This is a genomic window from Herbaspirillum hiltneri N3 (assembly GCF_001267925.1).
Taxonomy (GTDB): Bacteria; Pseudomonadota; Gammaproteobacteria; order Burkholderiales; family Burkholderiaceae_D; genus Herbaspirillum; species Herbaspirillum hiltneri.
Map to the genome: position 1 here is coordinate 438,583 of NZ_CP011409.1, position 20,290 is coordinate 458,872.

Annotated in this window: 15 protein-coding genes, 2 tRNA genes and 3 rRNA genes; 8 read left to right on the plus strand and 12 right to left on the minus strand. The window is 57.5% G+C overall.

Annotated elements, in window-relative coordinates; translation table 11 throughout:
* Positions 1 to 45 precede the first annotated feature (45 nt).
* From F506_RS01980 to rrf, 5 genes are all read left to right on the plus strand, one after another.
* A 16S ribosomal RNA gene (locus F506_RS01980) occupies positions 46 to 1,578 on the plus strand.
* A gap of 116 nt (positions 1,579 to 1,694) precedes the next feature.
* Positions 1,695 to 1,771, plus strand: a tRNA-Ile gene (locus F506_RS01985).
* Between the two features lie 9 nt (positions 1,772 to 1,780).
* Positions 1,781 to 1,856: transfer RNA gene (locus F506_RS01990), tRNA-Ala, on the plus strand.
* Positions 1,857 to 2,140: 284 nt separating this feature from the next.
* A 23S ribosomal RNA gene (locus F506_RS01995) occupies positions 2,141 to 5,014 on the plus strand.
* Between the two features lie 134 nt (positions 5,015 to 5,148).
* A 5S ribosomal RNA gene (gene rrf / locus F506_RS02000) occupies positions 5,149 to 5,261 on the plus strand.
* Together the 16S, 23S and 5S rRNA genes with 2 tRNA genes alongside form the textbook arrangement of a ribosomal RNA operon.
* 497 nt (positions 5,262 to 5,758) lie before the next feature.
* On the opposite strand, the gene F506_RS02005 is transcribed toward rrf, so the two are convergent.
* The 10 genes from F506_RS02005 to araD1 form a co-directional block, all read right to left on the minus strand.
* The gene (locus tag F506_RS02005; protein WP_053195108.1) at positions 5,759 to 6,307 is read right to left on the minus strand and encodes an acyloxyacyl hydrolase; all 549 of its coding nucleotides are present in this window, start codon (positions 6,305 to 6,307) and stop codon (positions 5,759 to 5,761) included.
* A 305-nt stretch (positions 6,308 to 6,612) separates the two neighbouring features.
* The gene (locus tag F506_RS02010) at positions 6,613 to 7,506 is read right to left on the minus strand and encodes an SMP-30/gluconolactonase/LRE family protein (protein WP_053195109.1); all 894 of its coding nucleotides are present in this window, start codon (positions 7,504 to 7,506) and stop codon (positions 6,613 to 6,615) included.
* A gap of 254 nt (positions 7,507 to 7,760) precedes the next feature.
* Complete coding sequence (locus tag F506_RS02015; RefSeq protein WP_053195110.1) at positions 7,761 to 8,525, minus strand: SDR family oxidoreductase; 765 nt, start codon at positions 8,523 to 8,525, stop codon at positions 7,761 to 7,763.
* Positions 8,526 to 8,535: 10 nt separating this feature from the next.
* A complete protein-coding gene (locus tag F506_RS02020) occupies positions 8,536 to 9,708 on the minus strand; it encodes a fumarylacetoacetate hydrolase family protein (RefSeq protein WP_053195111.1) in 1,173 nt (390 codons plus the stop codon).
* A 194-nt stretch (positions 9,709 to 9,902) separates the two neighbouring features.
* A complete protein-coding gene (locus tag F506_RS02025) occupies positions 9,903 to 11,438 on the minus strand; it encodes a UxaA family hydrolase (protein ID WP_053201155.1) in 1,536 nt (511 codons plus the stop codon).
* Positions 11,439 to 11,556: 118 nt separating this feature from the next.
* Positions 11,557 to 12,363, minus strand: a complete 807-nt coding sequence (locus tag F506_RS02030) for a transporter substrate-binding domain-containing protein (RefSeq protein WP_053195112.1) — start codon at positions 12,361 to 12,363, stop codon at positions 11,557 to 11,559.
* Positions 12,364 to 12,427: 64 nt separating this feature from the next.
* Positions 12,428 to 13,162: an amino acid ABC transporter ATP-binding protein gene (locus tag F506_RS02035; protein ID WP_016832902.1), complete on the minus strand. Its 735-nt coding sequence runs from the start codon at positions 13,160 to 13,162 to the stop codon at positions 12,428 to 12,430.
* Positions 13,146 to 13,796, minus strand: a complete 651-nt coding sequence (locus F506_RS02040) for an amino acid ABC transporter permease (RefSeq protein ID WP_053195113.1) — start codon at positions 13,794 to 13,796, stop codon at positions 13,146 to 13,148. Before F506_RS02040 ends, F506_RS02035 begins: the two co-directional genes overlap by 17 nt.
* A 9-nt stretch (positions 13,797 to 13,805) precedes the next feature.
* On the minus strand, positions 13,806 to 14,489 hold the full coding sequence (locus F506_RS02045; RefSeq protein ID WP_053195114.1) for an amino acid ABC transporter permease: 684 nt from the start codon (positions 14,487 to 14,489) through the stop codon (positions 13,806 to 13,808).
* Between the two features lie 326 nt (positions 14,490 to 14,815).
* Complete coding sequence (gene araD1, locus F506_RS02050) at positions 14,816 to 15,811, minus strand: AraD1 family protein (RefSeq protein WP_053195115.1); 996 nt, start codon at positions 15,809 to 15,811, stop codon at positions 14,816 to 14,818.
* A 228-nt stretch (positions 15,812 to 16,039) separates the two neighbouring features.
* Between araD1 and F506_RS02055 the strand changes: the two genes are divergently transcribed.
* Together F506_RS02055 and F506_RS02060 are read left to right on the plus strand one after the other, a co-directional pair.
* Positions 16,040 to 17,023: a LysR family transcriptional regulator gene (locus tag F506_RS02055; protein ID WP_053195116.1), complete on the plus strand. Its 984-nt coding sequence runs from the start codon at positions 16,040 to 16,042 to the stop codon at positions 17,021 to 17,023.
* Between the two features lie 72 nt (positions 17,024 to 17,095).
* A complete protein-coding gene (locus F506_RS02060) occupies positions 17,096 to 17,923 on the plus strand; it encodes a DUF3047 domain-containing protein (RefSeq protein ID WP_235471339.1) in 828 nt (275 codons plus the stop codon).
* Between the two features lie 26 nt (positions 17,924 to 17,949).
* On the opposite strand, the gene F506_RS02065 is transcribed toward F506_RS02060, so the two are convergent.
* Positions 17,950 to 18,303: a DUF1304 domain-containing protein gene (locus F506_RS02065; RefSeq protein ID WP_053195117.1), complete on the minus strand. Its 354-nt coding sequence runs from the start codon at positions 18,301 to 18,303 to the stop codon at positions 17,950 to 17,952.
* Positions 18,304 to 18,550: 247 nt separating this feature from the next.
* Here F506_RS02065 and F506_RS02070 point away from each other — a divergent pair, with 247 nt between their 5' ends.
* A complete protein-coding gene (locus F506_RS02070) occupies positions 18,551 to 19,015 on the plus strand; it encodes a hypothetical protein (protein ID WP_053195118.1) in 465 nt (154 codons plus the stop codon).
* A gap of 60 nt (positions 19,016 to 19,075) precedes the next feature.
* Here the strand turns inward: F506_RS02070 and F506_RS02075 are convergent, their stop codons facing one another.
* On the minus strand, positions 19,076 to 20,269 hold the full coding sequence (locus tag F506_RS02075; protein ID WP_053201159.1) for a M20 aminoacylase family protein: 1,194 nt from the start codon (positions 20,267 to 20,269) through the stop codon (positions 19,076 to 19,078).
* Positions 20,270 to 20,290 lie beyond the last annotated feature (21 nt).

The window sequence follows — 20,290 nt, forward strand, 5'->3', positions numbered from 1 at the left end:
AGTGACCGATTCGAAAGAATCAGCAGCAATGGCAAAACAGAGATTGAACTGAAGAGTTTGATCCTGGCTCAGATTGAACGCTGGCGGCATGCCTTACACATGCAAGTCGAACGGCAGCACGGGAGCTTGCTCCTGGTGGCGAGTGGCGAACGGGTGAGTAATATATCGGAACGTGCCCTAGAGTGGGGGATAACTAGTCGAAAGATTAGCTAATACCGCATACGATCTACGGATGAAAGTGGGGGATCGCAAGACCTCATGCTCATGGAGCGGCCGATATCTGATTAGCTAGTTGGTGGGGTAAAAGCTCACCAAGGCGACGATCAGTAGCTGGTCTGAGAGGACGACCAGCCACACTGGAACTGAGACACGGTCCAGACTCCTACGGGAGGCAGCAGTGGGGAATTTTGGACAATGGGCGCAAGCCTGATCCAGCAATGCCGCGTGAGTGAAGAAGGCCTTCGGGTTGTAAAGCTCTTTTGTCAGGGAAGAAACGGTCTTGGTTAATACCTGGGGCTAATGACGGTACCTGAAGAATAAGCACCGGCTAACTACGTGCCAGCAGCCGCGGTAATACGTAGGGTGCAAGCGTTAATCGGAATTACTGGGCGTAAAGCGTGCGCAGGCGGTTATACAAGACAGATGTGAAATCCCCGGGCTCAACCTGGGAATTGCATTTGTGACTGTATGGCTAGAGTGTGTCAGAGGGGGGTAGAATTCCACGTGTAGCAGTGAAATGCGTAGATATGTGGAGGAATACCGATGGCGAAGGCAGCCCCCTGGGATAACACTGACGCTCATGCACGAAAGCGTGGGGAGCAAACAGGATTAGATACCCTGGTAGTCCACGCCCTAAACGATGTCTACTAGTTGTCGGGTCTTAATTGACTTGGTAACGCAGCTAACGCGTGAAGTAGACCGCCTGGGGAGTACGGTCGCAAGATTAAAACTCAAAGGAATTGACGGGGACCCGCACAAGCGGTGGATGATGTGGATTAATTCGATGCAACGCGAAAAACCTTACCTACCCTTGACATGTACGGAATCCTGAAGAGATTTAGGAGTGCTCGAAAGAGAACCGTAACACAGGTGCTGCATGGCTGTCGTCAGCTCGTGTCGTGAGATGTTGGGTTAAGTCCCGCAACGAGCGCAACCCTTGTCATTAGTTGCTACGAAAGGGCACTCTAATGAGACTGCCGGTGACAAACCGGAGGAAGGTGGGGATGACGTCAAGTCCTCATGGCCCTTATGGGTAGGGCTTCACACGTCATACAATGGTACATACAGAGGGCCGCCAACCCGCGAGGGGGAGCTAATCCCAGAAAGTGTATCGTAGTCCGGATTGGAGTCTGCAACTCGACTCCATGAAGTTGGAATCGCTAGTAATCGCGGATCAGCATGTCGCGGTGAATACGTTCCCGGGTCTTGTACACACCGCCCGTCACACCATGGGAGCGGGTTCTGCCAGAAGTAGTTAGCCTAACCGCAAGGAGGGCGATTACCACGGCAGGGTTCGTGACTGGGGTGAAGTCGTAACAAGGTAGCCGTATCGGAAGGTGCGGCTGGATCACCTCCTTTCTAGAGTGCGCATGATTTAAGCGCTCACACTTATCGTCTGTTAGTAAAGAAGAACAGTTATATCGGTTGCGGCGGCGGCATAGTCTGCTGGCTGACTGCTGATTACTGATCCAAGCGGGTCTGTAGCTCAGCTGGTTAGAGCACCGTGTTGATAACGCGGGGGTCGTTGGTTCGAGCCCAACCAGACCCACCAAAGAGTTTCGGGGGTTTAGCTCAGCTGGGAGAGCACCTGCTTTGCAAGCAGGGGGTCGTCGGTTCGATCCCGTCAACCTCCACCAGAAACATCAAACCTAAGTCGCATGCAAAAGCGTGTGGATTTAGGTTTGGTCTTTTAGTGATCAATAGCTGTTTTTGTTCTTTAACAATCTGGAAGAAGTAAAGTATTCGTCAACGACGAGCGCCAGGATTTCTGTCCTTGTGTGAGAAGTTGATGGGTGTGATTGTATCAATCAAAGTATTACGAAGTGATCTTAGCAATTAGAAGACTTACTTTGGCAATACGGCAAACGCTAAACTCAAAAAACTCTATAACGCTCTCTGGGAACAGAGGCTAACGTTATAGGGACAAGTGAATAAGTGCACATGGTGGATGCCTTGGCGATTACAGGCGATGAAGGACGTAGTAGCTTGCGATAAGCTGCGGGGAGCTAGCAAACAAGCTTTGATCCGCAGATTTCCGAATGGGGAAACCCACCCGCAAGGGTATCACTGACTGAATACATAGGTCTGTGAAGCGAACGCGGCGAACTGAAACATCTAAGTAGCTGCAGGAAAAGAAATCAACCGAGATTCCCAAAGTAGTGGCGAGCGAAATGGGACCAGCCTGCAAGATTTAGCACCATTGATAGTAGAACGGAATGGAAAGTCCGGCCATAGAGGGTGATAGCCCCTTATACGAAATCAGTAGTGTGGAACTAGGCTTGCGACAAGTAGGGCGGGACACGTGAAATCCTGTCTGAACATGGGGGGACCATCCTCCAAGGCTAAATACTCGTAATCGACCGATAGTGAACCAGTACCGTGAGGGAAAGGCGAAAAGAACCCCGGAAGGGGAGTGAAATAGATCCTGAAACCGTGTGCATACAAACAGTAGGAGCCTCGTAAGGGGTGACTGCGTACCTTTTGTATAATGGGTCAGCGACTTACATTCAGTGGCAAGGTTAACCGAATAGGGAAGCCGTAGAGAAATCGAGTCCGAATAGGGCGTTCAGTCGCTGGGTGTAGACCCGAAACCAAGTGATCTACTCATGGCCAGGTTGAAGGTGCGGTAACACGCACTGGAGGACCGAACCCACTAATGTTGAAAAATTAGGGGATGAGCTGTGGGTAGGGGTGAAAGGCTAAACAAACTTGGAAATAGCTGGTTCTCTCCGAAAACTATTTAGGTAGTGCCTCAAGTATCACCATCGGGGGTAGAGCACTGTTATGGCTAGGGGGTCATCGCGACTTACCAACCCATTGCAAACTCCGAATACCGATGAGTGCGAGCTTGGGAGACAGACGTCGGGTGCTAACGTCCGGCGTCAAGAGGGAAACAACCCAGACCGCCAGCTAAGGTCCCAAAGATTGGCTAAGTGGAAAACGAAGTGGGAAGGCTAAAACAGTCAGGAGGTTGGCTTAGAAGCAGCCATCCTTTAAAGAAAGCGTAATAGCTCACTGATCGAGTCGTCCTGCGCGGAAGATGTAACGGGGCTAAGCCAGTCACCGAAGCTGCGGATATCAATTTATTGATATGGTAGGAGAGCGTTCTGTAAGCCTGCGAAGGTGTCTTGTAAAGGATGCTGGAGGTATCAGAAGTGCGAATGCTGACATGAGTAGCGATAATGGGGGTGAAAAGCCCCCACGCCGTAAGCCCAAGGTTTCCTGTTCAACGTTCATCGGAGCAGGGTGAGTCGGCCCCTAAGGCGAGGCAGAGATGCGTAGCTGATGGGAAGCAGGTTAATATTCCTGCACCGTCGTTAGATGCGATGGGGGGACGGATCGCGGAAGGTTGTCCGGGTGTTGGATGTCCCGGTTCCTGTATCAGAGAAGGCTGTTAGGCAAATCCGGCAGCGTAATTCAAGGGTATGGGACGAGCGAACTTGTTCGCGAAGCAATCGGAAGTGGTTCCAAGAAAAGCCTCTAAGCTTCAGTCTAACGAGACCGTACCGCAAACCGACACAGGTGGGCGAGATGAGTATTCTAAGGCGCTTGAGAGAACTCGGGAGAAGGAACTCGGCAAATTTGTACCGTAACTTCGGGATAAGGTACGCCCTAGTAGTTTGACTGGCCTGCGCCAGAAGGACAAACGGGTTGCAATAAAAAGGTGGCTGCGACTGTTTAATAAAAACACAGCACTCTGCAAACACGAAAGTGGACGTATAGGGTGTGACGCCTGCCCGGTGCTGGAAGATTAAATGATGGGGTGCAAGCTCTTGATTGAAGTCCCAGTAAACGGCGGCCGTAACTATAACGGTCCTAAGGTAGCGAAATTCCTTGTCGGGTAAGTTCCGACCTGCACGAATGGCGTAACGATGGCCACACTGTCTCCTCCCGAGACTCAGCGAAGTTGAAATGTTTGTGATGATGCAATCTACCCGCGGCTAGACGGAAAGACCCCATGAACCTTTACTGTAGCTTTGCATTGGACTTTGAACCAATCTGTGTAGGATAGGTGGGAGGCTTTGAAGTAGGGACGCCAGTCTCTATGGAGCCATCCTTGAAATACCACCCTGGTTTGTTTGAGGTTCTAACCTTGGTCCGTTATCCGGATCGGGGACAGTGCATGGTAGGCAGTTTGACTGGGGCGGTCTCCTCCCAAAGTGTAACGGAGGAGTTCGAAGGTACGCTAGGTACGGTCGGACATCGTGCTAATAGTGCAATGGCATAAGCGTGCTTAACTGCGAGACTGACAAGTCGAGCAGGTACGAAAGTAGGACATAGTGATCCGGTGGTTCTGTATGGAAGGGCCATCGCTCAACGGATAAAAGGTACTCTGGGGATAACAGGCTGATTCCTCCCAAGAGTTCATATCGACGGGGGAGTTTGGCACCTCGATGTCGGCTCATCACATCCTGGGGCTGTAGCCGGTCCCAAGGGTATGGCTGTTCGCCATTTAAAGTGGTACGTGAGCTGGGTTTAAAACGTCGTGAGACAGTTTGGTCCCTATCTGCCGTGGGCGTTGGAAGTTTGAAGGGGGCTGCTCCTAGTACGAGAGGACCGGAGTGGACGAACCTCTGGTGTATCGGTTGTCACGCCAGTGGCATTGCCGAGTAGCTAAGTTCGGAAGAGATAACCGCTGAAAGCATCTAAGCGGGAAACTCGCCTTGAGATGAGACTTCCCGGGGGTTTAACCCCCCTAAAGGGTCGTTCGAGACCAGGACGTTGATAGGTCAGGTGTGGAAGCGCAGTAATGCGTTAAGCTAACTGATACTAATTGCCCGTGCGGCTTGTCCCTATAACATTAGCTGTTATAGCTTTAGAGTTTTATGTGTTTGCCTTGTGCATCACACCCAATATATTTACTTCTTCCCAGATTGCGTTGTTTGGCAACCCAGCTTCAACGGGACCCAAGCAACACTACAAGTTATGCCTGATGACTATAGCAAGTTGGTACCACCCCTTCCCATCCCGAACAGGACCGTGAAACGACTTCGCGCCGATGATAGTGCTGCAACCAGTGTGAAAGTAGGTCATCGTCAGGCTATTAATTAAGCTCAAGCCCCATACCGAAAGGTGTGGGGCTTTTTGCTGTCCGCGTTATTTGTAGCGCTCTCCTTCCTGCCTCACTTCCACTCGCCTGCTCCCTCGCGGAACGAGCATCTGACCCGCCGGCATCCGTAATACCTCTCCACTTCAACCTGCAATCGCCACCTCACGCAGGCAAATCCCCACTTCCGCATGGCCTCGTCCTCTGGTCTTCCCTCTCCATGCCGCTCACTGCCTCTTCAAATTACTGCTCAATGGGCTCGATCGAGATCTTCGCTCATGATTTCAAGTCCTCGCCAAGCACCTCGTCGCAATAAGCAATCAGATTATCTTCAACAACATGGTCCGCCGCGCGCGATCGGACTCCCTTTCTCTCGTGATCCGAACGCAATCCAGCACTCCGGACTTTCGCGACACCAGGCGAAGACGAAAAAAAACCGGTCAGCGACCGGTTTTTTAATTCTTGCTGTCGAATCGACAGCCCTTCCAACAATCAGAAACGGTAAGCAGCCTTGAGAACCGCGAAGTTCACGCCGCCGTTTGGTTGCTTGATGCCGCCGTTCGAGAAGTGTTGCAGCTTCAGGCCGACATCCAGGCCGTTTGCAAATACATAGCCGGTGCCGACGTGGTCACCGAACTGGAATGCTGTCGACAGCTTCTTGGTGTCGTTGTTGTACAGCGAGGAGAACAGGTGAACGCCGATGCCGGCTTCGCCGTAGAAGCCCTTCTTGTCATCGCGTTGGAAACGGAAGACCGGTGTGAAACCGATATCGGTGAAGTTTTTGCTGGAGTCGGTATTGTTGTAACGTTTTTCGTGCCATTCAGCGACCGTCAGATCCCAGTAGCCGCCAATGTGCGTACCGTTCGATTGCCACCAGGCTGTGTTCTTCCAATCCCATTGTGCGCCGAGGCGGAGCATCTGAACCTTGGAGCCGGCGCCGGCTTCCACGGACACGGAATCCACAGCATAGCTGGAGGTTTGCAGGCCGATCAGGGCAACAGCTGCGACAGTGAGTTTGAAGGTAAATTTTTTCATCGACATGGAGTTTTCGCTAGAGTAAATATTGTTGAATATCGAAATGGAATCGGTTGTGCTGAGAGCGAATAGTATCCGCAAACACTTGAGGCTATTTTCTCATAACAACTAGAAAAGAAAGCAAGTCTCGGAACAAGCGTGACCAAGATTGTCGCTGAAATTGAACAGCTTTGCTGGGAGCGCTCCATAACGCCGTCATTTAATTGCCAAACAGGCAATGCATTTTCGATCGCGCGAACTGATGTGCGTACGACAGCGAAAAACATATTCCCTCGTGCGAACAACTCAAGGACACGAGGCACCGGAACCGGTCATCCCCGATAGGCAAATTCGGGCAAACCGGCGACGTCCACCCGCACAGACAACACACAGCCGGAATGAGGGTACTGCGCCAACTCCGCTTCGCTGCGGCCATTCCTGCCGGTAGTGATATAGAGCGTGCGCAAATCCTCTCCGCCAAAGGCAACCATTGTCGGACAGCGCGCCGGGACTTTGATCTCCTGCAAAATATCGCCGGCCGCAGAAAGCCGCAGCACGCGGCCGCCCTCAAACATCGCGCACCAATAGGTGTTTTCGCTGTCGACCGCGGCGCCGTCGGGGCGGCCGCCGTAATCCGGCGCCGTCTTGTCCGTATCGAATTGTTTGAACAGGCGCTTGTTTCCTGTCGTGCCGCCGGCGAGATCGAAATCATAGATATCGATGCGGTGGGCCGGCGTGTTCGAATGAAACATCGTGCGTGCGTCCGTGCTGAATGCAACGCCGTTGGAGGTGGTCACCGGATGTACAGCATCGCGCAACTCTCCCCGTTCGAAACAGAACAAGCTGCCGAGCTCCTGATCGCGCGGTTCATAAATTGTCCCGGCCCAGAATCGTCCCATCGCATCGCAGCGGCCATCGTTGAAACGAAGTTTGCTGACGTCGTAAGGCGCGTCATGCAATCGAATCAGGTCGCCACTGTCCGTATCAAGACGGAACAGGCCATCCCGCAACGCCACCAGCAAACCGCCGTCGGCATGAATGGCGATGCAGCCGGGCTCTCCGGGCATGGGCCAGCTGCGATGCGCCTTGCTGCGCTCATGCAGGCGATGCACCGCCCGGCCGGGAATGTCGATCCAGTACAGCGCCCCTTCGCGGGCGTGCCACAACGGACATTCGCCAAGTTGCATGGGCGTGTCGAAAGCGATCTGAATTGGATGTGAGGACATAAGGATAGATTGGGCAGTTTCAGATAAACAAGAACTGCATTATGCCCATTCCAGTGCGATGAACAATGCCGTCAGTGCTGAAAGCGCAAATAAAAACCGGCGCGAGGAAGGCTGCACCTGATGCACATGTGGCGCCCAAAACACCGCAGCCCCTGTGATCCGGGATCGGCAGGGGCTGCGAGAGCATCAGCATGGCGATGTAGCATACTACATCGCCGCATCAATTTGTACGGCGCTCAGTGTCGTCAGTGTCGTCAGTTCGACCAGCCGCCGTCGATCATATGGATCGCACCGGTGGTGAACGCCGACTCCTCCGATGCCAGATACAGCGCCAGCGCTGCGACTTCTTCGGCTTTGCCGATGCGGCCCATCGGTTGACGGCCGACGAAAGCCTGGCGCACTTCCGCTTCGCTCTTGCCGGTTTCCTTGGCCTGGGTGGTGATGCGCTGATTCAACGACGGCGATTCGATGGTGCCCGGGCAGATCGCATTGCAACGAACGCCTTGCGCCACGAAGTCGGCCGCAACCGATTTGGTCAGGCCGACCACCGCCGCCTTGCTGGCGCCGTAGGCGAAGCGATTCGCCACGCCCTTGACGCTCGATGCGGCCGATGCGATGTTGACGATCGATCCCGACTTCTTCGCCAGCATGCCGGGCAACACTGCGCGGATAGTGTGGAACATGGCCTTGGCGTTCAGGTTGAAGGAGAAATCCCAGGCCTTGTCGTCGCAATCCAGGATGTTGCCCGCAGCAACGTAGCCTGCGCAATTGAACAGCACATCGACCGCGCCGATCTTGGCCACCAGCGTCTTGATCGCGGCGTCGTCGGTCACGTCCAGCAGATGTGTTTCGACGTTGGCTATGCCGGCCAGTTCATCCAGATGCTGCTTGCTGATGTCGGTCGCGATGACGCGTGCGCCTTCACGTGCAAACAGTTCGACCGACGCGCGGCCGATGCCTTGCGCGGCGGCGGTGATCAGCACGGTTTTGCCGGCCAGGCGTCCTGAGGATTGCGACATGTGATTTCCTTTAAATGAGTTTGCGTTGTGCGAGATTCTTGAGCAGCGCCGTCAGACCAAATGTCCATGGCGTCACTTTGTCGGTAAAGTTGACCTTGTTCACTAGCGCGCCCAGCTTCGGCGTCGCGATCGTGACCACGTCGGCGACCTGGTGGGTAAAACCCTGTCCCGGTCCGAAGCGGTCCTGCGTCGGCGCGAACATGGTGCCAAGGAACAGCACCAGGCCGTCGGGATACTGGTGATTCGGGCCGATGGCGTGTTCCACCAGGTTCAGCGGATCGCGGCTGATCATCGACATCGAACTGCTGCCCTTGAGCGTAAAGCCTTCCGTACCATCCACCCGCATTGTAAGTTCGGCACGGCGCACGTCGTCAATTGAAAAGTTTGCATCGAACAGGCGAATGAAAGGCCCGACTGCGCACGAAGCGTTGTTGTCCTTGGCTTTGCCCAGCAGCAGGGCGGAGCGACCTTCGAAGTCGCGCAGGTTGACGTCGTTGCCGAGCGTCGCGCCGAGCGTGGCGCCGCGGCTGTTCACGACCAGCACGATTTCCGGCTCGGGATTGTTCCAGACCGACTTCGGATGGATGCCGACTTCATCGCCCAGGCCGACCGACGACAGCGGCTGCGCCTTGGTGAAGATTTCGGCGTCGGGACCGATGCCGACTTCCAGGTATTGCGACCAGACATCTTGTTCCAGCAGCACTTCCTTGAGTTTGGCAGCGCCGTCGGAACCCGGCACCACGCTCGACAGGTTGTCGCCGATCACGGCCGTGATCGCTTTGCGTACCGATTCTGCCTTGCCGGCGTCGCCGCGCGCCTGCTCTTCGATGACGCGCTCCAGCATGCTGGCGACGAACGTCACGCCGCTGGCCTTGACCGCCTGCAGATCGATCGGCGCCAGCAGCCATGGACGCGCAGTATCGCGCGTGGCGACGTCGGCGTTGGCCAGCAGGTCTTCCAGCGACGCCAGGCGCGGCGCCTTGGCTTGCGCGACCGCCATGGCGGGATTGTCGAGCTCGAGCAACTGGCTCGAAGTCGCTGCGACGGTCGTCAGGTCATACACGCCGTCGGCTTGCACCTTGACCAGAACCGGACCGATGCCCGGTTGCCAGATGCGGCCGACCAGCGTTGCTTGCTGGTGATCCTCAGGCAGATGCGCCTGCGTCGTGAATGCGTGTGTCATGCGTGCTCCAATGAGAGTCAGGGACAATGCTGAAATGAGTGCGAGAAAATGCTTGCGAAATACTGAGAGATGTTGAGAGATGCTTCAAGACGCGCGATCGGCATTGCTTGAAGCATGTCGCAATCCCTCGATGGAAAAACTGCCGCCGGCAAAACCGGCGCCGGCGACAGTAAAGAGGAAAAACGATCGGGCGATCAGGTATAAACGCCGGTATGCCAGGGCACGAATTCATCCTGGCCGTAGCCATGCAATTCGCTCTTGGTTTTCTTGCCCGACGCGGTGTCGAGGATCATCTGGAAGAACCTGGCGCCGATCTCCTGCGGCGTGGCCAGACCGTCGGCGATCTCGCCGCAGTTGATGTCCATGTCTTCTTCCTGGCGCTGCCACAATGCCGTGTTGGTCGCCAGTTTCAACGATGGCGACGGCGCGCAGCCGTACGCCGATCCGCGGCCGGTCGTGAAGCAGATCATGTTGGCGCCGCCGGCGACTTGCCCGGTTGCGGAGATGGGATCGTAGCCTGGCGTGTCCATGAAGACGAAGCCCTTGGCCGTTACCGTCTCCGCATACTTGTAGACATCCACCAGATTGGAAGTGCCGCCCTTGGCGACGGCTCCCAGCGATTTTTCCAGGATGGTCGTCAGGCCGCCCGCCTTGTTGCCAGCAGACGGATTGTTGTTCATCTCGGCGCCGTTCCTGGCGCAATATTCTTCCCACCAGGCGATGCGCGCCAGCAGCTTCTCGCCGACTTCCGACGACACTGCGCGGCGGGTCAGCAAGTGTTCCGCACCGTAGATTTCCGGTGTTTCCGACAGGATCGCGGTGCCGCCATGCCTGACCAGCAAGTCGACCGCCGCACCCAGCGCCGGATTGGCGGTAATGCCGGAATAGCCGTCCGAGCCGCCGCATTGCAGACCCAGCGTCAGATGGCTGGCCGGAACCGGTTCGCGCTTGACGTTGTTGGCGGCGGGCAGCATCTTCTTGATCTTTTCGATGCCCAGCGCCACGGTCTTGGCGGTGCCGCCGGTGCTCTGGATCGTGAAGGTGTGGAAGTACTCGTTCTCTTTCAGGTTGTGCGCTTCCAGCAGGCCGGAGATCTGGTTGGTTTCGCAACCGAGACCGACGATCAGCACCGCCGCAAAGTTCGGATGCTTGGCGTAACCAGCCAGCGTACGGCGCAGCATCGCCAGCGGTTCGCCTTCCGAGTCGACCGCGCAGCCCAGGCCGTGAGTCAGCGCGACAATGCCGTCGATGTTGGGGAAGTCAGCCAACGCTTCCGGATGGATGTCGCGGCGGAAGTAATCCGCAATCGCGCGCGCGGCGGTAGCCGAGCAGTTCACCGAGGTCAGTACGCCGATGTAATTGCGCGTGGCGACGCGGCCGTCCGGGCGCTTGATGCCGAGGAAGGTGGCAGGCGCATCGACATAGTCGACAGGCTTGAAGTCGGCGCCGAAGGAGTGCTCGCGCGAAAACTCCGCCATGGCCAGATTGTGCGTGTGCACGTGCTGACCCGGCTCGATGGCTTGGCTGGCGGTGCCGATGATTTGCCCGTAGCGCTTGATCGGCTGGCCGGCGGCGATGGCGCGTGTCGCCATCTTGTGCCCGGCAGGGATCAGCGCCGCGACCCGCAGGCCGTTCTCTTCTTCGAGAATGGTGCCGGTGATCAGCTGGCGGCGCGCAATGACAACATCATCGACAGGATTCAATCGGATGACAGGAGAAATAGGTTTCATGATGATCTCGGTAAAAATCGGCAAATATCGGCAGCGGTGAATGTCATGCCGGCCGACGCACTGCCAGGCAGCGGCGTCGGCCGTGGTGCATGTTGCTGCTCACGTAATGCGTGCTTACTTACTTCGCTGCAAATTGCGCCAGGTCAGGCATCGGCGCGCCGACCCATTGCTGATAGATCTGACCGAGGCGGCCGTTCTTGGTGTTGGCGTCGACCCAGGCGTTCAGCCATTTTTGCAGTTCAGGTTCGTTTTGGCGGATGCCGATGGCGTAAGGGATATCCTTGATCGCGAACTTTGTCTCCAGGCCCTTGGACGGATTCTGGCGAGCGATTGCGGCAGCCAGCGCATTCGGTGTGCACAGACCGTCGACCTGGCCCGATACGACGGCAGCGGTCACGGTGGCGTCATCGTCAAAGCGCACGATGGTGGCGCCCTTCGGAGCCAGCGGCGTGAGCAGGGAATCCTGCATGTTGCCGCGCACGACGGCGATGCGCTTGCCGTTCAGATCGGCCAGGCTCTTGATGGCGGTGCCCTTCGGTGCAGCGACAACGAATTGCGATGCGCCGTACGGATGCGTGAAGGAGATGACCTTGGCGCGTTCAGGCGTGATACTGAACGTGGCGATGACCATGTCGGCCTTGCCGGTCATCAGGAAGGGCACGCGGTTCGGGCCGGTGACTTGCACGATTTCCAGTTCCACGCCCAAGTCCTTGGCCAGCGCGCGTGCTGTTTCCACGTCCGAACCCTGCGGTTCCAGCTTGGCGTTGGTCATGCCGAACGGCGGCGCGCCGAGGTCGACGGCGATCAGCACTTTCTTGCGCGCCTTGATGTCGGCCAGCGTGTCAGCGTGGACGATCTGGGCGAAGCAGGCCAGGCCGAGCATGACAGCAGCGGCTTTTTTGGTGAAATTGGATAAAGTTTTCATGTTGTCTCCTGAGATATCGATTGTTACTGCAAGGTGGTGAAACTATTTTGTACGGACCGGGAAATTACAACTCGCTGCTGACGAACTTCGCCAGTTCAGCGGTCTTGGGATTGGTGAACAGTTCGTCCGGCGGTCCCATTTCCCAGACTTTTCCCTGATGCATGAACACCAGCACATCCGCCAGTTTGCGCGCGAACGCCATTTCATGCGTGACCAGCACCATGGTCATGCCTTGCTTGGACAAGTCTTCCATGACCTTCAATACTTCGCCGGTCAGTTCCGGATCGAGCGCCGACGTCACTTCGTCGAACAGCATCAGTTCCGGCGCCATCGCCAGCGAACGGGCAATCGCCACACGCTGCGCCTGGCCGCCGGAGAGTTGCTCCGGATAGGCTTCCTTCTTGGCCTCCAGACCAACCAGCGTCAGCACATTGTGCGCGATTTTCTTCGCCTCTGCTGTCGCCATCTTCTTAATGGTCGTCAGCGCCAGCGTAATGTTGCGCTCCACCGTCACGTGCGGGAACAGGTTGTAGCTCTGGAACACGATGCCGACCTGCTTGCGCAGTTCGCGCAGGTTGAGCTTGTCCGGATGATGGATATCGTGGCCGCAGACATTGATGTCGCCGGAATCGATGCGTTCGAGTCCGTTGAGGCAACGCAGCAAGGTGCTCTTGCCCGATCCGCTGCGGCCGATGATCGCAACCATCTGGCCCTTCTGCACATCCAGCGAGACGCCGTTCAACACCTTGTTCGTGCCGAAGCTCTTGTGCAGATTGTTGATGCTAACGATTGCTGACATTCAATTTCCTTTCAAAGTGCTTGCTCAGCGCCGACAGCGGATAGCAGAGACAAAAATAAATCAGGGCTACGCAGCCGAACACGGTGAACGGCTGGAAAGTCGAGTTGTTGATGATCTGGCCGGCGCGCGACAGATCGACGAAGCCGATCACCGAGGCCAGCGAGGTGTTCTTGACGATCTGCACCATGAAACCGACGGTCGGCGGAATGGCGATCTTGAACGCCTGCGGCAGGATCACCTTCTGCAATTGCTCGAAGCGGTTGAAGCCAAGGCATTCCGACGCTTCCCACTGCGTTTTCGGCACGGCTTGGATGCAACCGCGCCAGATTTCACCAAGGAAGGCGGCGCAGTACACCGCAAAAGAAATCCCGGCGGCTACCAGCGGCGACAGCTTGAAGCCCGCAATCGCCAGGCCGAAATAAGCTACGAACAGGATCACCAGCAACGGGATCCCCTGCACGATCTGGATGTACCAGCTCGCGATGCTGCGCAGCGTCTTGTTGGGAGATACGCGCCAGAGCGCGATCACGAAGCCGGCCACGCCACCGAAGACGAACGCTACCAGCGACAGGACGATGGTCCAGACCGCAGCCTGCAGCAGGTATTCGACGTGTAAAAAGGTAAATGAGGTCACGCTCTCTCCTTACAGATTGGTGCCGAGTTTGCGCTTGCGCACAAACGCTGTCTTCCCGACCAGCCAGAAGGCAGCGCGGAACAGGAAGGACAAGGCCAGATAGGCGACGGCAATCACCACATACACTTCAAAGCTGCGGAAGGTTTCCGACTGCACCAGGTTGGCGGTGGCGGTCAGTTCTTCGGCAGAGATCTGCGAGGTGATGCTCGATGCCAGCATCAGCAGGATGAATTGGCTGGTCAGCGACGGATAGACGCGTTCCACCGCAGGCAGCAGCACTACATGCCAGTAGACATGGAACTTCGACATGCCCAGGCATTCGGCCGCTTCGATCTGGCCGGGGTGGATGGAGTTGATGCCGGCGCGCATGATTTCAGCGGTATAGGCGCCGACGTTGACGGTCAGCGCGATCACGGCGGCGGTTTCCGCGGTCAGTCGCAAGCCGATGCTCGCCAGGCCGAAATAGACCAGGAACACCTGCACCAGCAGCGGCGTATTGCGGATGATCTCGACGTAAGTCTTGACCAGCGCCTGCAGCAGCCAGCTCTTGCTCTTGAAGGCGATGGCGCACAGAGTGCCGACCACAAAACCCAATACGATGGAAAGCGCGGACAACTGTACCGTCAGCCAGGCACCTTCGAGCAAACGGGGCCAGTTGACGAACACGCTCATGAAATCAAAGGTGTAATGCATGAAGTCTCCAGAAGTCTTCGGGACGGTGACCGATTCCAGGAAGCCGGGGAATCAGGCTGCGATCCAAAGCATGGATGGAATTGCAGATGGAACAGGGGATGCCGGCGTCGCGAGGACGCATGCCGGATGGAAGTGCTTTTGCATTGCTGGGTCTCCTTGCTAGGGCCTGGCGCGGGACCGGGAATGTCCGCTACGCAAGACCGTTCACTATCGTGATGCACTCTGCGGATCGAATGTCCGGTCTGCAGAGCGTATCGGCAATCGCCTCTTGATGGGCGCTTTTCTGTTGGTGAAAAACTAAATTCCTGAAACTTGCTAGCCGCCGATCAAAGTATTTTGATGCCGTCGATGGCAACGCGTGATTGTTCGCGCGCGATGCCGTTGACCAATGGCTCGCCGAAATCAGGCAGGCTGATTTCGAAGGTGTCGCCCAGTTGAGTACGTACGCCATCGGCAAACGACAGCGTCGCAGTGCCGAAGAAATGCACGTGGATATCGCCCGGGCGCAGGAACTGGTTGTACTTGAAATGGTGGTATTCCAGGTTCTCGATGGCGTGGCACATGTTGTCCTGGCCGGAGAGGAATTCCTTCTCCCAGATCACGCGGCCGTCGCGGCGGATGCGGCTCATGCCGACCAGATTGGCGGGCAGCTCGCCGACCAGCAGTTCCGGACCGAAGGAACAGTAGCGCAGTTTCGAGTGCGCCAGGTACAGGTAATTCTTGCGCTCGACCACGTGATCCGAGAACTCGTTGCCGATAGCGAAACCGAGGCGATGCGGCTGGCCGTCGTCGCCGATGATATACAGGCCGGTCAATTCAGGCTCTTCGCCGGCGTCTTCGGCAAACTCCGGCATCGGGAAGGGCGCGCCCGGATTGACGACGATAGCGCCGTCGCCCTTGTAGAACCACTCCGGCTGTGCGCCGATCTTGCCGCGACCCGGACGTCCGCCTTCCAGACCCCACTTGAACATGCGCATGGTGTCGGTCATTGCGCTTTCGTCGTCGTCCAGCTTCTGGTGCATCTTGTCGCGCGTGGAGGCGCTGCCCAGATGGGTCAGGCCGGTGCCGGACACCAGGCAGTGCGCCGGGTCTGCATGGTCCAGCGGCGCCAGGATGCGGTTTTCTTTCAGGATTGCAGCGTAGTCTTCCTGGGTATTGCTGTTGAGCAGTTGCGCCTGGCGCTCCAGCGAATTGCCTTCGGCAATCGCCAGCAGGGCCAGTTCATGCATGGTGCCGACCTGGGAAACCACGTTGATGGCCTTGCCGCACACGATGCCGACTTTGCGGCTGCCCTGGCGGTCTTCGAATTGAATCAGTCTCACGTTGTCTCCGATGTTGATATGGAGACATCCGGCGATGGCGCCGCGCGCATCGGATGCTGTGGCGCAGCACAGGCGCCGGCAGGTCGAATCGATTGCAGGCAGTTGCTGTCAGCAACGGCGCTCAGATCAATTTCGCCAATGTCTCCATGAAATTATTCACATCCTCCCGAGTATGGATGCGTTAGCATTATGTTTTTGCCGGACAAAATATAAGAGGCTTCCCTAACGATGTCTAATGACCTTAATTCATCGGGTGATAACCAACTGCAGGCAACGGAGGAAACACCTGCGGTTTTGCCCTCGGTGAGCGCCATCGTCAGCCGCCTGCGTTTCAAGCAGGTGGCTTTGCTGACGGCGCTTGACGAGCAGGGTTCGCTGCACAAGGCTGCCGAGGTCATGCACATGACGCAACCGGCGGCCACCAAGGCGCTGCACGAAATGGAGTCGGCGCTGGGCGTGACGCTGTTCGACCGGTCCACGCGCGGCATCGAAGCGACCGAGCTGGGCCGCTGCGTGATCCGCTATGCGCGCCTGATCCAGAGCGACATCAGCAATTTGCGCGACGAATTGCAAGGCATGCTGACCGGGCAGGGCGGCCGGTTGTCGATCGGCACCATCATGGGCGCCGCACCGCTGGTGACGCGCGCCCTGACGCGCCTTCGCGAGGTGCAGCCGGAAGTGTCGATCGAAATCACCGAAGACACCAGCGCGCGCCAGTTGTTGCTGCTTGACCAGGGCCGCATCGACCTCATGGTGGGGCGTTCGTCGGTGAGTTCGCAGCCGCAGCTGTATAACTATGAAATGCTGCGCGGCGAGCCGATGTGCATCGTCACCGGCCTCGAGCATCACCTCGCGACCGCGCAGAAGGTGCGCCTGCAGGAATTGTCGACCGCGTCGTGGATCCTGTACTCCAGCAATATGCCGATGCGCATCTGGATCGAGCATGAATTCAAGCTGGAAGGAATGAAGGTGCCGGCCAATGTTATCGAAACGGCATCCCCCTTCGTCACCGTCACCTTGCTGGCGCAGTCGAACATGGTGGCGGTGATGCCGCTGGATATCGCGCACTTCTTCGCGGCCAAGCAGATGCTGTGCATCCTCCCCGTGCATCTGAAGACCCGCATCGAGCACTATGGCATCGTGACCCGCAAGAACGCCACCCTGTCGTCGATAGGGAAGATGTTCATCAACATCCTGCGCCAGCAAAACTGAACTGAAAAAATCTGATCGCAGCGACGCCCACTTTCCATCCTTGTTCCATCATCGCAATTTCGCCGGGAATCCATGAAGTCTTCCATCACATCTTCGCTGCCGTCTTCCTTGCGCCTGGCCATGCTGGCCGGTGCAGTCGCCATCCTGGCGGCGTGCGCCAACACGCAAAAGACGCATGATCCGGTCGCCAAGCAAGTCAAGCTGGACCAGGCGCTGGCGCTGTTCTCGAACAATCCCGTCGAAGGTCTGCCGAAAGACTGGGAACCGCTGGTCCTGATGCGCAAGAAGAAGACGACCGACTACGGCCTGGTCAAGGACGGCGAGCGCACGGTATTGCGCGCCTTCGCCGACAAGGCCTCGTCGGGTTTGCGGCATCAGGTCAATATCGATCCGGTCAAGCAGCCGTGGCTGACCTGGAGCTGGAAGACCTCGGCCTTGATCAAGACTGCCGACAACCGTTTCCGCGACACCGAAGATTCGCCGGTGCGCATCGTGCTGGCTTTCGACGGCGACAAGAGCAAGCTGTCTTTCATGGACACGATCCTGTTCGACACCGCCAAGCTGGTATCGGGGCATGACTTCCCCTATGCTACGCTGATGTACATCTGGGAAAACAAAGCGCCCAAAGAGACCGTCATCGCCAATACGCGCACCGGCCGCATCCAGATGCTGGTGGCTGAAAGCGGCGCCGCCAACGTGGGCCGGTGGGTCAGCTACCAGCGTAACATCGTCGACGACTACGTGAAGGTGTACGGCGAACAGCCGGGACGGCTGATCGGCGTCGGTGTGCTGACCGACACCGACAACACCGAAGAAAAAGTCGAAGCCTGGTACGGCGACATCCGCTTGTTGCGCCAGGCCACGGTGGCCGGACGGACGCCGTCACCGCAGCAGCAATAGACTGCGCGGCTGACAAAACGCCGCTCTTAACGCACCGCCAGCAGCGCAAGCAGCGCCAGCAAGGCCGGCAATCCCTGCACGTACAGGATCGAGCGTTTGGCGGTGAGGCCGCCATAGATGCCCGCCACCAGCACGCATGCGACGAAGAACAGCTTGATCGCGCCGTCGCCGGAGATCAGCCCCCACGCCAGGCCCGCTGCGAGGAAGCCGTTGTAAAGTCCCTGATTGGCGGCCAGCACCTTGGACGCTTCGGCGGCTTCACGCGACTGGCGGAAGGTCTTCAGCCCCAGCGGCCTGGTCCACAGGAACATCTCTAGCACGAGGATCCAGACGTGCAGTATGGCGATCAGCGCCACCAGGATATCGGCGAGCAGTTTCATTGTTTCTCCTTGTTATGATTTGTCTTGCGATGATGCCCGAAACAACGGTTCGTGAACATAGTTTGCGGCCTGAGGTTGCGGGCCGCGCGAGAAAGCCGCTACAATGGCGCCGGGCCTGACAGGAGGCCCGGTCTCGCGAAAGCTGACGCACCTGTTCATTGTTACGCGCACCTTCCTTTTCGGATATGCCCTGACGTTGAAACCTTGATATGACCGTAGCGAGAACGGTCGATATGAAAGGAACGTTATGTGGTCTACCTCCCATCCCCTGTTCAAACAATCGCGCACTGTTGCCGGCGAAGCCTGCAGCAACAGTGAATTCCTGCGCCGTCATGCGCGCCGGCTGGTGCGCGACGGCCGCGCCGACCAGCCCAGCAAGGCCTTGCCGGTGCTGCGCCGGGTGATCGACGCCGGTCTCATGCCGGAACTCGCCGTCACCGATCTGTACAACGTGCGCGAAACCCTGCAGCTCAAGCATATCCTGCACACGCTGGCGCGCGAACTCGGTTTCGCAAGCTGGGACGTCTGCAAGCAGGAGATCGACCGCCGCGATACGGCGCTGCTGGATCGCTATCGCTTCGAGCAGGGCCGGTTCGGCGACTTCGAGCAGAACTGGTTTCCCGACGAGCCGACCGCGCGCGCCTGGCAGCAGCAGAACGGCGGTTACATCGTGAACTACGGCAAGCAGGCCGTGGCGATTCTCACAAAGTAGGCAATGAAAAAACGGCGGTGCCATGACGGCCCGCCGTTTTTTTTACGCGATCAACAGAGTTTATTGCGGCTTCAGGAAGGCCTCCGCCAGGCGCACCCAATACGTCGCACCGAGCGGCAGCAAATCATCGTTGAAATCGTAACTGGGATTGTGCAGGTTGCACGGACCGAGGCCGTGGCCGCTGTCGCGATGGCCGCCTTCACCGTTGCCGATGAAGACGTAGCAACCGGGTTTGTGCTGCAGCATGAAGGCGAAATCTTCCGCACCCATGGTCGGCTCGACCTTGGCATCGACATTCTCGGCGCCGACGATGCCTTGCAAGACTTCGACGGCGAACGCGGTTTCTTTGGCGTGATTGATCAGCGGCGGATAGTTGCGCTGGAATTTGAAATCGACGTCGGCATCGAAGGCCGCGGCCGTGTGCTCGGCAATTTCGCGCATACGGCGTTCGATCAGGTCCAGCACCGGTGTGCTGAAGGTGCGCACAGTGCCGATCAGGCTGGCGTTGTCGGGAATGACGTTGGTGGCGCTGCCGGCATGGATCTGGGTGATCGACAACACCGCCGGATCGTTGGGATTGGCGTTGCGCGAGACGATGGTCTGCCAGCTCTGTGCAATCTGCACCGCCGTCATGACCGGGTCGATGGACTTGTGCGGTTGCGCCGCGTGCGAACCCTTGCCTTTGACGATTACTTCGAACTCATTGCTGGAAGCCATCATCGGTCCCGGCGTGACGCCGAAGGTACCGGCTTTCATGCCCGGCCAGTTGTGCATGCCGAACACCGCGTCCATCGGATACTTTTCGAACAGGCCGTCCTGGATCATGCGCTCGGCGCCCCGGCCGCCTTCTTCCGCAGGCTGAAAAATCACATAGACGGTGCCGTCGAAATCACGGTGCTGCGACAAGTGATGCGCCGCGCCCAGCAGCATGGCGGTATGGCCGTCGTGGCCGCAGGCGTGCATCTTGCCGGCGTTTTTGGAGGCGTGCGGGAAGGTGTTCAGCTCCGGCATCGGCAATGCGTCCATGTCGGCGCGCAGGCCGATCGCACGCGGACCGTCGCCGCCCTTGATGATGCCGACCACGCCGGTGACGCCCAGTCCGCGCACTACCGGGATTCCCCATTCGGTCAGCTTTTGCACGACGACGTCGGAGGTGCGCTGTTCTTCATAGCTCAGTTCGGGATGAGCGTGGATATCGCGCCGGATCTTTTGCAACTCGGCGTGGAATTTGGTGATGGGATCGATGAGTTTCATGGTGCGTACCTTGCTGCTATG